Raw genomic sequence first — 13,745 nt, forward strand, 5'->3', positions numbered from 1 at the left:
ACGCCCCGGCCTGTCGTCCGGCGGCAACACTAGGGGCCCAGCGGTGGCTTTCTGAAGAGCTGAGAGTCGTAGATCACGTCAGGGGCGGACGGTACGTCCGGATCAGCGGCCGGAAGCGGCTTCCGGGCGTCAGCTCGCGAACGGCGACGGCGACACGCCGGGCGGCATGTTGTACGGCGTGACCACCTGGATCGCCGAGGGCAGGGCGGGACCTTCGTCGGGCAGGGCCTTGTGGGCGCGCATGATGGTCTGGCATGCGCGGCGCATGTCCTGGCGCAGGTCGTGGTGGAGGACGGCGGAGAGCCGGCGCTCGCGCAGGAGCCGGGTGTTGTCGTGGTCCAGGTCGTGCGCCACGAACACCGCGCACTCGCGGCCGAGGGCCTCGAAGGCGTCGAGGGTCGCCGCGTTGCCGCCACCGGCGGAGTAGACGGCGACGATGTCCTCGTCCCGCTTGAGCGCCTCCAGCACGAGGTCGCGCTGGGTGGCGTCCAGGCCGTCGCTGTCGGTGACCTCAACCAGGGACCGCCGGGGGTGGGCGACGCGCATCGCGCTGCGGAAGCCCATCTCGCGCTCCTCCTCGTTCCGGAAGGAACCCCGGCTGATGGTGGTGAGCACGTTGCCGGACCGGTCGCCGAGCCACTGCCCGACCAGGTAGGCGGCGGTGGCTCCGGCCGCGCGGTTGTCGATGCCGACGTACGCCATACGGGCGCTGCCGGGCAGGTCGGTGACCAGGGTGACGACGGGGATGCCGGCCGCCACCAGCCGGCCGACGGCCGCGCCGACCTCCGGCAGGTCCGGGGCCTTGAGGATGACTCCCTGCGACCCCCGCTTGGCGATCTTGTCCATGATGGCGATCAGTTCCGAGGCGGGGCCGGTCTGCCGGAAGTGGAAGCGCGAGCGCACGACCGCCGGGTGCAGGGACGGCAGCTCGGCCTCCAGGGCGGTCCGTACGGCCGTCGAGAACCGCTCCGGGGTCTGCATCACGATGTCGACCATGAAGGTGCGTCCGCCGATCCGCACCTGGGTCCGCTGGCGGTCCAGGTCCTTGATCGCCTGGTGGACCTCCATGATCGTGCTCTCCCGCACACCGCCCCGGCTGTTGAGGACCCGGTCGACCGTGGCCTCGCTCAGCCCGGCCTGACGGGCGATCTCCCTGATCGGATACGGATGCCGCATGACTCTTCCCGACTTCCCGAGGCGGATGATGGATTTTTGATGGGCTGCTGCGGATTGAATGATGGCCACCGGTTCGTAAGAGTTGCAGAAAGGCAGGCACGGCGAAAGGACCGGGGATGTCCCGCACAGACGCGCCATCAGGGACGCGATCAGGGCCTTGGCTCAGCGAGGACGACTGTGATCTCGACGCGTTCCGCTCGCTGGTCGATCAGGGCACCGACCCGCGGGAGTACCCCTCGGCCGAGCGGGTCGAGCGGAACATCCCGGTGTACGACAGCGGGCGGGTCCGTGGTCTCGCGGCCACCCCGGAGGGCCGGCGGGCCGTGCAGAGCGAGCTGGTGCGGGCCCTGCTGGACGGGCCGGGTGTCGTGGTCCTCACGGCCGCCTACACGGACCCGGCCGTCGTGGACCGTGCGTCCGAGGCCTTCGAGGCGCTGATCGAGGAGGAGCGCACGACGGGCACGGCACGCGGCGACCACTTCGCCAAGCCGGGCGCCAACGACCGGATCTGGAACGCGCTGGACAAGATGGCCGTACGCGCCCCGGAGGTCTTCGCCGACTACTACGCCAACGACATGCTGGCGCTGGTCTCCGAGGCCTGGCTCGGCCCCGGCTACCAGATGACCTCGCAGGTCAACGTGGTCAACCCGGGCGGCGCCGCCCAGACCGCGCACCGCGACTACCACCTCGGCTTCCTCTCCCAGGAGCAGGCTGCCGCGTATCCCGCGCACGTCCACCGCCTCTCCCCCGTGCTGACCCTGCAGGGTGCGGTGGCGCACTGCGACATGCCGGTCGAGTCCGGGCCGACGCTGTTCCTGCCGCACTCGCAGAAGTACGAGCCGGGCTATCTGGCCTTCCGTCTCCCCGAGTTCATCGCGTACTTCGACGAGCACCACGTCCAGCTCCCGCTGGCGAAGGGCGACGCGGTGTTCTTCAATCCGGCGCTCTTCCACGCCGCCGGGCACAACCGCTCGGCCGGCATCCGGCGGATGGCGAACCTGCTGCAGGTCTCCTCCGCGTTCGGGCGCGCGATGGAGTCGGTGGACCGGGACGCGATGACGAACGCGCTGTTCCCGGTGCTGCTGCGCCGCAGGGCCGAGGGCGCTCCGGAGGAGTGGCTGCGCCGCGTGGTCGCCGCCACGGCCGAGGGCTACCCCTTCCCCACGAACCTCGACCTGGACCCGCCGGTCGACGGTCTCGCTCCGCCGTCCCAGGCGGACACGCTCTGGCGGGCCGTGACCGAGGGCTGGGACAGCGAGCGGCTGCGCCAGGAACTGCGAGCGGCCGCCGAGCGCCGCAAGAGCTGAAGGAGACCAGGTACTCATGGGACTGCTCGAGGACAAGGTCGTCCTCGTCAACGGCGGCAGCCAGGGCGTCGGCGCGGGCATCGTACGGGCGGCCCTGCGCGAGGGCGCGACCGTCGCGTTCACGGGACGCCGGGTGGAGGTCGGCGAAGAGCTCGCCGCCGAAACGGGCGCCCACTTCGTGCCCGCGGACCTCGCGGACCCGGATCAGGCGCGCGACAGCGTCATCCGCGCGGTGGCCGAGCACGGTCGCGTCGACTGCCTCGTCAACGCGGCGGGGCTGACCTCGCGCGGCTCGCTGCTGGACACCACGCCGGAGCTGTTCGACGCACACGTCGCGATCAATCTGCGGGCGCCGTTCTTCGCGATGCAGGCGGCCGTGAAGCACCTGGTCGGCCGCGAGGCGCCGGGGACGATCGTCAACATCATCACGACCTCCGCGCACGGCGGACAGCCGTTCCTCGCCCCGTACTCCGCGTCCAAGGCCGGCCTCGCGGGACTGACCCGCAACGCCGCGCACGCGCACCGCTGGGACAGGATCCGGATCAACGGCCTCAACATCGGCTGGACGGACACGGAGGGCGAGGACGCGATACAGCGCGCCTTCCACGGAGCGGGCGACGACTGGCGGGAGAAGGCCGCCCGGTCGCAGCCCATGGGCAAGCTCGGCCAGGTCGACGAGATCGCCGATTTCGTCGTCTTCCTGTTGTCCGAGCGCAGCGGGGTGGTCACCGGATCGGTGATCGACTGGGACCAGACAGTTTTCGGCGGGCTCGACTGAACCGCCTGAACCGCCCTTTGGGCTGAAGGAGCAAGATCATGCGTTTGGGCATCATGGGGCTGGGCCGGATCGGCGCGTTCCACGCGGAAACCCTGGCAGGACTCGACGTCGTGGACTCCCTCGTCGTCACCGACCCGGTGGCCGCGGCCGCCGCGTCCGCCGCCGAACGGTTCGGAGCTACGGCGGTGGACTCCCCCGAGGCCGTGTTCGCCGCCGGTGTCGACGGCGTCGTCATCGCGGCCGCGACCGACGCGCACCCCGAGCTCATCCTCGCGGCCGTCAAGGCGGGCGTCCCGGTCTTCTGCGAGAAGCCCGTGGCCAAGGGCGTCGAGGAGAGCCTGGAAGTGCTGCACGCCGTCGAGGACGGCGGGGTCGAGGTGCACATCGGCTACAACCGGCGCTTCGACGCGGGCTGCGTCGCCGCGCGGAAGGCCGTGGTGAGTGGCGAGCTCGGCCTGCTGCACACCGTACGGTCCACGACCCTGGACCCGGCCCCTCCGCCGGCCGCCTACGTGGCCGTCTCCGGGGGCATCTTCCGCGACTGCAGCGTCCACGACTTCGACATCGTGCGCTGGGTGACGGGCCGCGAGGTGGTCGAGGTGTACGCGACCGGCGGCAACCGCGGCGCGGACTACATCGCGGCGGCCGGTGACGTCGACACCGCCTCGGCGCTGCTCACCCTGGACGACGGCACCATCGCCGTCATCTCCAACTCCCGTCACAACGCCCGCGGTTACGACGTGCGCCTGGAGCTGCACGGCATGAAGGACAGCATCGCGGTGGGCCTGGAGGACCGGCTGCCGCTGCGGTCCGTCGAGCCGGGGGTCACCTTCCCCTCGGGCACGCCGCACGACTTCTTCATGGACCGCTTCGCCGCCGCCTACCGCGCCGAGCTCACCGCGTTCACCGAGGTCGTGGCGGGCACCCGCCCCTCTCCGTGCACGGTGGCGGACGCCATCGAGGCGAGCTGGATCGCCGAGGCGTGCACGCTGTCCCTGCACGAGCACCGGCCGGTGCGGCTGGAGGAGGTACGCAAGGCATGACGGGGGAGCCGCTGCGGATCGGTGTGCTGGGCGCGGCCCGGATCGCCGAGCGCTCGATCGTGGGACCCGCCCGTGCGGGCGGCCACCGCCTCGTCGCGGTGGCCGCCCGGGACCACGCCCGCGCCACCGCTTTCGCGGAACAGCACGGTGTGGAGCGGGTCGTCGGGTCGTACGCCGAACTCGTCGCCGACCCCGAGGTCGAGGTCGTCTACAACCCTCTCGCCAACGGCCTGCACGGGCCGTGGAACGTGGCCGCCCTCGCCGCCGGCAAGCACGTGCTGACGGAGAAGCCGTCCGCGAGCAACGCGGAGGAGGCGGCCGAGGTCCAGAAGGCCGTCACCAAGGCGGGCACGGTTTTCATGGAGGGCTTCCACTACCTCTTCCACCCGGTCACCCGGCGCCTCCACGAACTGCTGGAGAGCGGGGAGCTGGGCGAACTCCGGCATGTGGAGACGGTCATGGCCATGCCCGCGCCGCCGGACGGCGACCCGCGCTGGTCGTTCCCGCTCGCGGGCGGCGCCGTGATGGACGTGGGCTGCTATGCGCTCCACGCCCAGCGGATGGTCGCTCCCTGGGCGGGCGGCGCGCCCCGCCTGGTCGCCGCACGTGGTGGCGAGAGGGCGGACGTGCCCGGGATCGACGAATGGCTGGACGCCGACCTGGAGTTCCCGAACGGTGCGACCGGCAGCGCCCGCTGCCACATGGCGCACCACGAATTGCAGTTCAGCTGCCGGATCGTGGGCAGCCAGGGCGAGGCCACGGCGATGAACTTCGTCCTGCCGCATCTGGACGACCGGGTGGTGGTGCGCACGGCCGCCGGTGAGCGCACCGAGGAACTCGGCCGCCGCTCCTCGTACACCTACCAGCTCGACGCCTTAGCCGCCCATCTGCGTCAGGGCGCGCCCCTCGCGCTCGACGCCGCTGACGCGCTGACCACCATGCGCCTCATCGACGACTGCTACCGGGCCGCGGGCTTCCCGGTCCGGCCGCGGACGGTTGTTCCTCCGACCGCGGTGTGAGAAGCGAAAGGAGGGGGTGGCACCGGACCGGTGCCACCCCCTCCTGCTCTGTCTCCTGCTGTGTCCGCGTACTACGCGGCGCCGCCGAGCACCGAGCGCAGGTGTTCGACGCTGGCCCACACGTCCTCGACCGGGCCCTTCTGGCTGGGCTCCTCGGTGAGGATGGTGTCCTGCTCCAGGACGTACCAGCCGTCGTATCCGCGGGCGGCGAGGTGGGTCACGATGGCCTCGACGTCGACGTCGCCCGCGCCGAGCGGGCGGTACATGCCCCCGCGCACGGCGTCCGTGTAGCTGAGGCGGCCGGACTGGACCTTGGCGGCGAGGGAGGCGTCCACGTCCTTCATGTGGGTGTGGGCGATCCGCTCGGGTGCCTGGCGGGTGAGTTCGGCCGGGTCGGTGCCGCCGATGAGCAGGTGCCCGGTGTCGAGGCAGAGCGAGATCGCCGAGTCCTCCAGGACGCGCCGTACCTCGTCGCCGTTCTCGATCATGGTGCCGACGTGCGGGTGCAGCACGGCTCGTACGCCGCGTTCGGCGGCCAGGCTCGTCAGGCGGTCGAGGTTGGACAGCAGCAGCTTCCAGCCATCGGCGTCGAGCTCGGGACGGGAGTCGTAGCCGTCCTGGCCGGTGACGGCCGACAGGACGAGGACGTCGGCGTTCGAGGCCGCGTAGTTCTCCAGGAGCTGTTCCACCCCGGGCACCGGGTCGTGGCCGGGGACGTGGAGCAGGAGCGGGGTGAAGCCGCCGATGGCCTTCAGGTCGTGGTGGGCGAGAACCTGGGCCATGGCGTCCGGTTCGCCGGGCAGGAAGCCGTCGGGGCCGAACTCGGTGGCGGCCAGACCCACCTCGCGCATCTCCGTCAGGACGCGCTCGGGCGTCAACTGGTAGCCCCAGCCGGGTACTTCGCAGACGCCCCAGGAGATGGGGGCGCCGGCGATCCTGTGCTGCGCTGCGGTGCTCATGCCGTGGCCTTTCGGTGATTGCGGTCGGGGCAGGCGACCGCCGCGGGCGACCGACCGGGACGTTCCCCGGACGCAAAGGTAGGTGGGGCGCACCGCATTACTGAAGAGATGGAACCCATCATTTATCCATCATCGGGCACGTCCTCGGCCTGTCATCCGCGCTCTTCGGAGGCGCCCTTGGGCCGTGCTCGCGGGGCGTCATAGTGTCGGGTCACGACCAGCCCCGAAGGAAGCGCAGACCACATGGGTACGTCAGCCGTCCAGTCCCGCACGATCGCCTTCATCGGCCTCGGCATCATGGGCTCCCCCATGGCCGCCAACCTCGTCCGGGCCGGGCACACCGTCGTCGGACACAACCGGAGCCGCCCGGCGGTGGACCGCCTGGTCGAGGCGGGAGGCCAGGGGGCGGACAGCATCGCGGCCGCGGTCGCCGACGCGGACGTCGTCATCACGATGCTCCCCGCGGACCCCGAGGTCACCGAGGTCGTCCTCGGCGAGAACGGCGTGCTGGACCACGCCCGCCCGGGCACCCTCCTCATCGACATGAGCAGTGTCAGTCCCCGAACCGCCGTCGCGATCGCCGAGGCGGGCCGCGGCAAGGGCGTCCGCGTCCTGGACGCCCCGGTGTCCGGTGGTGAGGCCGGTGCCGTCGAGGGCGTGCTGTCCATCATGGCCGGCGGCGACGCGGCGGACTTCGACGAGGCCCAGCCGGTCTTCGGCGCTCTCGGTACGACCGTCGTCCACGTCGGCCCGCACGGTGCGGGCCAGACCGTCAAGGCCGCCAACCAGCTCATCGTCGCCGTCAACATCCAGGCGCTGGCCGAGGCGGTCGTCTTCCTGGAGAAGGCGGGCGCCGACCTGCCCTCCGCCCTGGAGGTCCTCGGCGGGGGTCTGGCCGGTTCCACCGTCCTCGCCCGCAAGAAGGCCGCCATGCTGGAGCGGGACTTCAAGCCGGGGTTCCGCATCGACCTGCACCACAAGGACATGGGCATCGTCACCGACGCGGCCCGCGCCACCGGCGCGGTCCTCCCCCTGGGCGCCCTCACCGCCCAGCTGATGGCCTCCGCCCGGGCGAGCGGCGACGGCGGGCTCGACCACTCCGCCCTGCTGCGCGGCGTCGAGCGGCTGTCGGGCCGCGAGACGGAGTGAGTGCGCTACTCCCAGACCACGACGTTGCGCCGCACCGGCACCGCCGAGGAGTCGGTGGCGAACAGCTCGGGCGAATGGGCCCTGATGCGTTCGATGTCGCTGAAGACGGCCCGCAGGTGCGTGCGCATCGCCGCGCGCGCCAGTGACACGTCGCCGCCCACCACCGCGTCGAAGATCTCCCGGTGCTGGTCGGCGAACACCGCGGGCGACGCGTTCTCGTACAGGCCCAGGCGGCGGGCACGGTCCAGGTGCCCCTTGGCGGCGGCGACGGTCGTCCAGGCGTTCGCGTGTCCGCTCAGCCGCATCAGGCCCTGGTGGAACGCCTCGTCCAGCTCGAAGAACTCCTCCAGCCCGAGGCCCTCGCGCTGCTGACGCCCGAGGTTGTCGCGCAGCTCCTTGATGACCGCGGGGTCCAGGTCCGGGGGCAGGTCGTCCAGCGCGGCCAGCTCGACCGCCTCCCGCAGGAACTGGGCGTCCGCGACCTGGGCCGGGTCCACCCGTGAGACGAACGAGCCGATCTGCGGGAAGACCTGCACGAGCCCTTCCTGGGACAGAAGGATCAGGCTCTCCCGCACCGGCGTACGGCTGACGCCCAGCGACGCCGCGAGCTCGTTCTCCGACAGCGCGGCGCCCGGGGGGAGTTGGAGCGTCAGCACCATCTGACGCAACATCACATAGATCTCACGCCGACTGGTCCGCTGCCGTTTCGGTTGGGCCATACGTCCATCGTATCGCCGGGATCATGAGCGCCCGGCACACGGCCGCGAGACCCCTTCTCCACGGAAAGACCCCGGCAGGGGCATTGCCGGATCTGCGCGACAGGTGCTTGTATACCAGTACTGTTCGACAACGCGGCCCGACCTGTGCGGGCCGCCCGAGGGCCGTCAGCCGTTTCGCCGGCGCCGACAGCCGCTGCCGTTAGGAGAGCTCATCAGTGAGCAGGATCGAGCGCGTAGAGGTGTTCGTCGCCTCCCCCGGGCGCACGTTCGTCACACTGCGCATCACCACCACGGACGGAGTGACCGGCCTCGGTGACGCCACGCTCAACGGCCGCGAGCTGTCCGTGGCGAGCTATCTGCAGGACCACGTCGTCCCGCTGCTGATCGGCAGGGATCCGGCGCGGATCGAGGACATCTGGCAGTACCTCTACCGAGGTGCGTACTGGCGGCGCGGACCGGTCACCATGACCGCCATCGCCGCCGTCGACACCGCCCTGTGGGACATCAAGGGCAAGACCGCCGGACTGCCCGTCTACCAGCTGCTCGGCGGACGGTCCCGCGACGGCGTGCTCGTCTACTCGCACGCCAGCGGCACCGACGTGCCGTCGCTGCTCGACGACGTCGAGCGCTACCTGGAGCTCGGCTACAAGGCCGTACGGGCGCAGGCGGCCGTACCCGACGTCGGCGGCACCTACGGCGTCCGCAAGGGCAAGCTGTACGAACCGGCGGCGACCGACCTGCCCGACGAACAGCCCTGGGACACCGAGGCCTACCTCGGCTTCGCGCCCACGTACCTGGAGGCCGTGCGGGAGCGCTTCGGCTTCGGCTTCCACCTCCTGCACGACATCCACCACCGGCTCACCCCGATCGAGGCGGCCCGCTTCGGCAAGAGCGTCGAGGGCTGCCGGCTGTTCTGGATGGAGGACCCCACCCCGGCCGAGAACCAGGAGGCGTTCCGGCTCATCCGGCAGCACACCACGACACCGATCGCCGTCGGCGAGGTCCTGAACACGATCTGGGACGTCCAGCACCTGATCACCGAGCAGCTCATCGACTACGTGCGCACCACCGTGGTCCACGCGGGCGGCATCACGCATCTGCGCCGGATCTTCGACCTCGCCGCGCTCTACCAGGTCCGCACCGGTTCGCACGGAGCCACCGACCTCTCCCCCGTCAGCATGGCCGCCGCCGTGCACCTCGACATCGCCGTGCCGAACTTCGGCATCCAGGAGCACATGGGCCACCCGGAGGAGGCCGCCGAGGTGTTCCGCACGGGCGTCACCTTCGCCGACGGGATGCTGCACCCCTCCGACGACCCAGGCCTCGGAGTGGAGTACGACGAGAAGGCCGCCGAACGCTTCCCCTACCAGCGGCGCTATCTGCCGGTGGCGCGCCGCCTCGACGGCTCCGTACACGACTGGTGAGCGACATGAGATCCCTGAACCTGCCCGCGCTGCACGGGCTCGCGCCCGAGATGCGTCCCCTGGTCGATCCCGCCGCACTGCGCCCGCGGGTGGTCCACTTCGGCATCGGCGCCTTCCACCGGGCGCACCAGGCCGTCTACACGGAGAACGCGGCGGCGCGGTCGGGCGAGCCCTGGGGCATCGCCGCGGTCGCTCCCCGGTCGACGGAGACCGTGGACGCCCTCCGCGCACAGGACTGCCTGTACTCGGTGACGGAACGCCACCCCGAGGGCAGCGCCCCACGGGTCATCGGGTCGATCACCGGCGCCTACGCCATGGGACGGGACGCCTCGGCCGTCGACGCCCTGCTCGCCGATCCGGAGACCACCGTGGTGACGCTCACCATCACGGAGAAGGGCTACCACCGTTCGTCCCGCACCGGTGGTCTGGACACGGCGGTTCCCGCTCTCGAAACCACGGTGATCGGGCGGCTCGCCACCGCTCTCGCCGCCCGGATGCGCTCCGGCGCGGCCCCGATCAGTGTCGTCTCCTGCGACAACATGGCGGACAACGGCGCTGTGCTGGGCCGCGTCGTACGGGATGTCGTCCGCGCGTCGGGATGGCGGGACCGCGAGCGGGTGCTGGAGCTGATGGCCCGGCACGTGGCCTTTCCCGACACCGTCGTGGACCGGATCGTCCCCGCCACCACGGCCGACGACGTGGCGGCGACGGCCACCGCGCTGGGGGTCGACGACGCGCTTCCCGTGAGCGGCGAGCCGTACCGGCAGTGGGTCATGGAGGACCGTTTCGCCGCCCCGCGCCCACCGTGGGAGCTCGACGGCGCGCTGCTCGTCCCCGATGTCGCGCCCTACCAGCTCACCAAGCTGCGGCTGCTCAACGGCTCGCACTCGGCGCTCGCCTTCCTCGGGCTCGCCGCGGGCCGCACCACCATCGCCGACACCATGGCCCGTGACTGGGGGGAGCGGCTGGTGAAGGCGCTGTGCGCCGAGGTCGCGCCCACCCTGCCCGCCGGCGGTCCCGACCCGGAGCGGTACGCCGACGACCTCGTCACCCGCTTCGGCAACACGGCCATGCGGCACCTGTTGCGGCAGATCGCCTCGGACGGATCGCTGAAGATCACCGAGCGCTGGCTGCCCGCCCTGCGGTCACTGCGCGAGCGCGGCGCCGCCACCCCGGTGCTCGAACTCGCCCTCGCGGGCTGGGCGCACACCACCAGGCCCGACGCGCAGGACCACGGCGTCACCGATCCCGCGCAGGACGCGCTCGCCGCGTGCTGGCGTACCGGCGCGGCTCCGGCGGACACCGTCCGCGCACTCCTGACGACCGTCGGCGCGCCCGACCTCGCGGACGACGCCGCTCTCACCGCCGCCGTCGCCCGGCATCTCCCCGCCCTGCGCGCCGGGCACGTCGACATCTGAACCGGGACGGCCCTCGGCGACGGCCCGCCCCGCGTCCCGCCGCACCGTCCCCCACCTCCGCCACCCCCGCCTCCGCCCCCCGCACACGCCCCCGCTCACGTCCCCAGAACAACGGAGTTCACGATGAAGGACCGCACCACCACGGCGGAGCCAGTCGGCGCCGTCCAACGCACCACCAGCGATCTGACCAAGGCCGCCGTGTCCGGCTGGCTGGGTACGGCCATGGAGTTCATGGACTTCCAGCTGTACTCGCTGGCGGCCGCGATCGTCTTCAACAAGATCTTCTTCCCTGACGTCAGCCCGGCGATCGGCCTCATCGCCGCGATGGCCACCTACGGCGTCGGCTACGTCGCCCGGCTCGCCGGCGCGGTGTACTTCGGCCGGATGGGAGACCGGCTGGGCCGCAAGAAGGTCCTGACGATCACCATCCTGCTCATGGGTGCCTCGACCACCCTCATCGGCGTCCTGCCCACCTACGCGTCGATCGGCATCCTGGCACCGGTCCTGCTCGTCGTGCTCCGGCTCGCCCAGGGCTTCGGGGCGGGCGCGGAGATCGCCGGCGCCACCGTGATGCTCGCCGAGTACGCCCCGACCAAGCGGCGCGGTCTGGTCTCCTCGCTGGTGTCACTGGGCACCAACTCGGGGACGCTCGCGGCGTCCGGGGTGTGGGCGATCCTGCTCGCCGTCCTCAGCGAGGACCAGCTGCTGGCATGGGGATGGCGCCTGCCCTTCCTGATGAGCTTCGCCCTGCTGCTGTTCGCCGTGTGGCTGCGCCGCAACCTCAAGGAGAGCCCGGTGTTCGAGGAGCGCGCCGACGTCGTGGACGGCGTGGCGATGTCCCGGCGCGAGGTCGAGTCCGCGGTCTCCGAGGGTGCGGGGGACGACACCGGCGTGCTGGAAGCGGGCATGAAGCAGCGCAAGGGCAAGGCGTTCTTCCTCGCGCTGGCGCTGCGCTTCGGCCAGGCGGGCAACTCCGGGCTGATCCAGACGTTCCTCGTCGGCTACATCGCCACCAACCTCTCGGCCGGGCGCTCCGTGCCCACGGACGCCATCGTCTACGGGTCGCTCCTCGGCTTCGTCACCGTGCCCGCCGTGGGCCTGCTCGGCGACCGCTTCGGACGGCGCAGGATGTACGTGGCGCTCACCGCGCTCACGGTCGTCCTCGCCTTCCCGGTGATGATGCTGATCGCCTCCGGCAGCACCCCCGCCGTGATGCTGGGCATGGTCCTGGGCCTGAACATCGGCGTCCTCGGACTGTTCGCGCTGGAGAGCGTGACCATGGCCGAACTCTTCGGCGCACGCACTCGGTTCACCCAGCTCGCGCTGGCCAAGGAGATCGGCGGCGTCCTCGCCACCGCCATCGGCCCTGTCCTCGCGGCGAGCCTGACCGCCGCCACCGGCAGTTGGTGGCCCATCGCGGCGATGCTCGTCGTCTACTCCCTGATCACCCTCGCCGGCGCGCTCCTCTCCCCCGAGACGCGCGGCCGTGACCTCGTTCGACTGGAGGACGCTGTATGAAAGCCGTCGTCGTGCACGGCGCCGGGGACGTGAGGATCGACGAACGGCCCCGGCCCGAGCCGGCGCGGGACGAGGTGCTGCTCGCCATGGAGTGGGGCGGCATCTGCGGATCCGACGTCTCCTACTGGCGCAAGGGCGCCTCCGGCACCGCCGCGCTCGCTCACCCCCTGGTCCTCGGCCACGAGGTCGCAGGCCGGGTCGCGGCCTTGGGAGCGGAGGTCACCGGTCTGTCGGAGGGACAGCCGGTGACGGTCCATCCGGCCCGGCCCGAGGGCGGCGACCTCCTGCCGGAGCGGCTCGCCGGACGCACCAACCTGCACCCCCGCGTCCGCTACTTCGGCTCGGCGGCCCTCACCCCGCACACCGACGGTGGGTTCAGCGAGTTCCGGGCCGTACCCGCGGCGCAGGTCCGCCCGCTTCCCGAGGGGGTGGACACCGAATCGGGCGCGCTGGCCGAGCCGCTGGCGGTCGCCCTGCACGCCGTCGGCCGCGTGCCCGACCTGCGAGGCCGGACCGTCCTGGTCAACGGCGCGGGACCGATCGGTTCCCTGGTCGTCGCCGCCGCCAAGTACCGCGGGGCGCGCACGGTGATCGCCGCCGATCTCTCCGCCTCGTCGCTCTCCGTGGCGCGGCGCATGGGTGCGGACGCGGTGGTCGCCGTCTCCCGCGGCGGGGAACTGCCGCAGGACGTCGACGTCGCCTTCGAGGCGTCCGGCGCACCGGCCGCCCTGGGACCGGTACTGCGGGCCACCGCACGCGGCGGCACCGTCGTGCAGGTCGGCAACCTGCCCGGGACGGCCGAGCCCTCCGTCCTGGGCGACCTGGTCACCCGCGAGATCACCTGGATCGGTTCCTACCGCTTCGTGGACGAGATCGACGACGCCCTCGTCGCCCTGCGCGACGGCCTGGACGTCTCCCCGGTCATCAGCCACCGCTTCCCGCTCGACCAGGCCGAGCGCGCCCTCGCGGTCGCCGGCGACCCCGGTAGCTCCAGCAGCAAGGTGATGCTGCGTCTGACGCAGGCCATGGGTGCCTGACGACGGCCGGACGTGACGAAGGCCGGACGGTTCGGGGCGGCCCCCGCGGTCCCTCCCGCGGTTCCTCCCGCGAGAGGCGTGGGGGGGGGGGCCCCCCCCCCCCCCCCCCCCGCCCGGCCCCCCCCCCCCCAAACCCCCCCCCCCCCCCCCCCACACAGGCCCGGCCCGGCCCACCCCGCGCCCGCCCCCCACCAGAGG

General features: G+C 72.0%; 12 protein-coding genes. 9 read left to right on the forward strand and 3 right to left on the reverse strand.

Translation table 11 applies throughout. The features are described from left to right. Positions 1-129: 129 nt before the first annotated feature. Positions 130-1,176: a LacI family DNA-binding transcriptional regulator gene (locus AB0959_RS49720; protein WP_366833608.1), complete on the reverse strand. Its 1,047-nt coding sequence runs from the start codon at positions 1,174-1,176 to the stop codon at positions 130-132. Between the two features lie 116 nt (positions 1,177-1,292). On the opposite strand from AB0959_RS49720, the gene AB0959_RS49725 reads away from it, so the two are divergent. Genes AB0959_RS49725 through AB0959_RS49740 form a run of 4 tightly spaced genes read left to right on the forward strand, consistent with a single transcriptional unit; the run spans position 1,293 to position 5,323 of the window. Then, positions 1,293-2,483 (forward strand): phytanoyl-CoA dioxygenase family protein, encoded by a 1,191-nt coding sequence (locus AB0959_RS49725; protein WP_366833609.1) that lies wholly within the window; start codon positions 1,293-1,295, stop codon positions 2,481-2,483. A gap of 16 nt (positions 2,484-2,499) precedes the next feature. Further along, entirely contained in the window at positions 2,500-3,261 is a 762-nt protein-coding gene (locus AB0959_RS49730; RefSeq protein WP_366833610.1) for an SDR family oxidoreductase, read from the forward strand. A gap of 38 nt (positions 3,262-3,299) precedes the next feature. After that, entirely contained in the window at positions 3,300-4,304 is a 1,005-nt protein-coding gene (locus AB0959_RS49735; RefSeq protein WP_366833611.1) for a Gfo/Idh/MocA family oxidoreductase, read from the forward strand. Further along, on the forward strand, positions 4,301-5,323 hold the full coding sequence (locus tag AB0959_RS49740) for a Gfo/Idh/MocA family oxidoreductase (RefSeq protein ID WP_366833612.1): 1,023 nt from the start codon (positions 4,301-4,303) through the stop codon (positions 5,321-5,323). Before AB0959_RS49735 ends, AB0959_RS49740 begins: the two co-directional genes overlap by 4 nt. 71 nt (positions 5,324-5,394) lie before the next feature. On the opposite strand, the gene AB0959_RS49745 is transcribed toward AB0959_RS49740, so the two are convergent. Then, entirely contained in the window at positions 5,395-6,282 is an 888-nt protein-coding gene (locus AB0959_RS49745; RefSeq protein WP_366833613.1) for a sugar phosphate isomerase/epimerase, read from the reverse strand. A 243-nt stretch (positions 6,283-6,525) separates the two neighbouring features. On the opposite strand from AB0959_RS49745, the gene AB0959_RS49750 reads away from it, so the two are divergent. Beyond that, a complete protein-coding gene (locus AB0959_RS49750) occupies positions 6,526-7,431 on the forward strand; it encodes a 2-hydroxy-3-oxopropionate reductase (RefSeq protein WP_366833614.1) in 906 nt (301 codons plus the stop codon). Positions 7,432-7,436: 5 nt separating this feature from the next. On the opposite strand, the gene AB0959_RS49755 is transcribed toward AB0959_RS49750, so the two are convergent. After that, on the reverse strand, positions 7,437-8,150 hold the full coding sequence (locus AB0959_RS49755) for a GntR family transcriptional regulator (protein ID WP_366833615.1): 714 nt from the start codon (positions 8,148-8,150) through the stop codon (positions 7,437-7,439). Between the two features lie 215 nt (positions 8,151-8,365). Here AB0959_RS49755 and manD point away from each other — a divergent pair, with 215 nt between their 5' ends. The 4 genes from manD (at position 8,366) to AB0959_RS49775 (ending at position 13,547) form a co-directional block, all read left to right on the forward strand. Continuing rightward, positions 8,366-9,574, forward strand: coding sequence for a D-mannonate dehydratase ManD (gene manD / locus AB0959_RS49760; RefSeq protein ID WP_366833616.1), 1,209 nt, complete (start codon positions 8,366-8,368; stop codon positions 9,572-9,574). Between the two features lie 5 nt (positions 9,575-9,579). Continuing rightward, a complete protein-coding gene (locus AB0959_RS49765; protein WP_366833617.1) occupies positions 9,580-10,992 on the forward strand; it encodes a mannitol dehydrogenase family protein in 1,413 nt (470 codons plus the stop codon). Between the two features lie 123 nt (positions 10,993-11,115). After that, entirely contained in the window at positions 11,116-12,510 is a 1,395-nt protein-coding gene (locus tag AB0959_RS49770) for an MFS transporter (protein WP_366833618.1), read from the forward strand. Continuing rightward, positions 12,507-13,547 carry an L-idonate 5-dehydrogenase gene (locus tag AB0959_RS49775; RefSeq protein ID WP_366833619.1) on the forward strand — a complete coding sequence of 347 codons (1,041 nt, stop codon included), beginning with the start codon at positions 12,507-12,509 and terminating at the stop codon, positions 13,545-13,547. Before AB0959_RS49770 ends, AB0959_RS49775 begins: the two co-directional genes overlap by 4 nt. Positions 13,548-13,745 lie beyond the last annotated feature (198 nt).

The organism is Streptomyces sp. NPDC046862, assembly GCF_040704615.1.
GTDB lineage: Bacteria > Actinomycetota > Actinomycetes > Streptomycetales > Streptomycetaceae > Streptomyces.

What these genes read in the sequence shown, in the direction of transcription:
- AB0959_RS49745 (WP_366833613.1), bottom strand. Translation starts at nt 6,282, where the DNA reads ATGAGCACCGCAGCGCAGCACAGGATCGCCGGCGCCCCCATCTCCTGG.
- AB0959_RS49735 (WP_366833611.1), top strand. Translation starts at nt 3,300, where the DNA reads ATGCGTTTGGGCATCATGGGGCTGGGCCGGATCGGCGCGTTCCACGCG.
- AB0959_RS49720 (WP_366833608.1), bottom strand. Translation starts at nt 1,176, where the DNA reads ATGCGGCATCCGTATCCGATCAGGGAGATCGCCCGTCAGGCCGGGCTG.
- AB0959_RS49755 (WP_366833615.1), bottom strand. Translation starts at nt 8,150, where the DNA reads ATGGCCCAACCGAAACGGCAGCGGACCAGTCGGCGTGAGATCTATGTG.
- AB0959_RS49775 (WP_366833619.1), top strand. Translation starts at nt 12,507, where the DNA reads ATGAAAGCCGTCGTCGTGCACGGCGCCGGGGACGTGAGGATCGACGAA.
- AB0959_RS49765 (WP_366833617.1), top strand. Translation starts at nt 9,580, where the DNA reads ATGAGATCCCTGAACCTGCCCGCGCTGCACGGGCTCGCGCCCGAGATG.
- AB0959_RS49770 (WP_366833618.1), top strand. Translation starts at nt 11,116, where the DNA reads ATGAAGGACCGCACCACCACGGCGGAGCCAGTCGGCGCCGTCCAACGC.
- AB0959_RS49730 (WP_366833610.1), top strand. Translation starts at nt 2,500, where the DNA reads ATGGGACTGCTCGAGGACAAGGTCGTCCTCGTCAACGGCGGCAGCCAG.
- AB0959_RS49750 (WP_366833614.1), top strand. Translation starts at nt 6,526, where the DNA reads ATGGGTACGTCAGCCGTCCAGTCCCGCACGATCGCCTTCATCGGCCTC.
- AB0959_RS49740 (WP_366833612.1), top strand. Translation starts at nt 4,301, where the DNA reads ATGACGGGGGAGCCGCTGCGGATCGGTGTGCTGGGCGCGGCCCGGATC.
- AB0959_RS49725 (WP_366833609.1), top strand. Translation starts at nt 1,293, where the DNA reads ATGTCCCGCACAGACGCGCCATCAGGGACGCGATCAGGGCCTTGGCTC.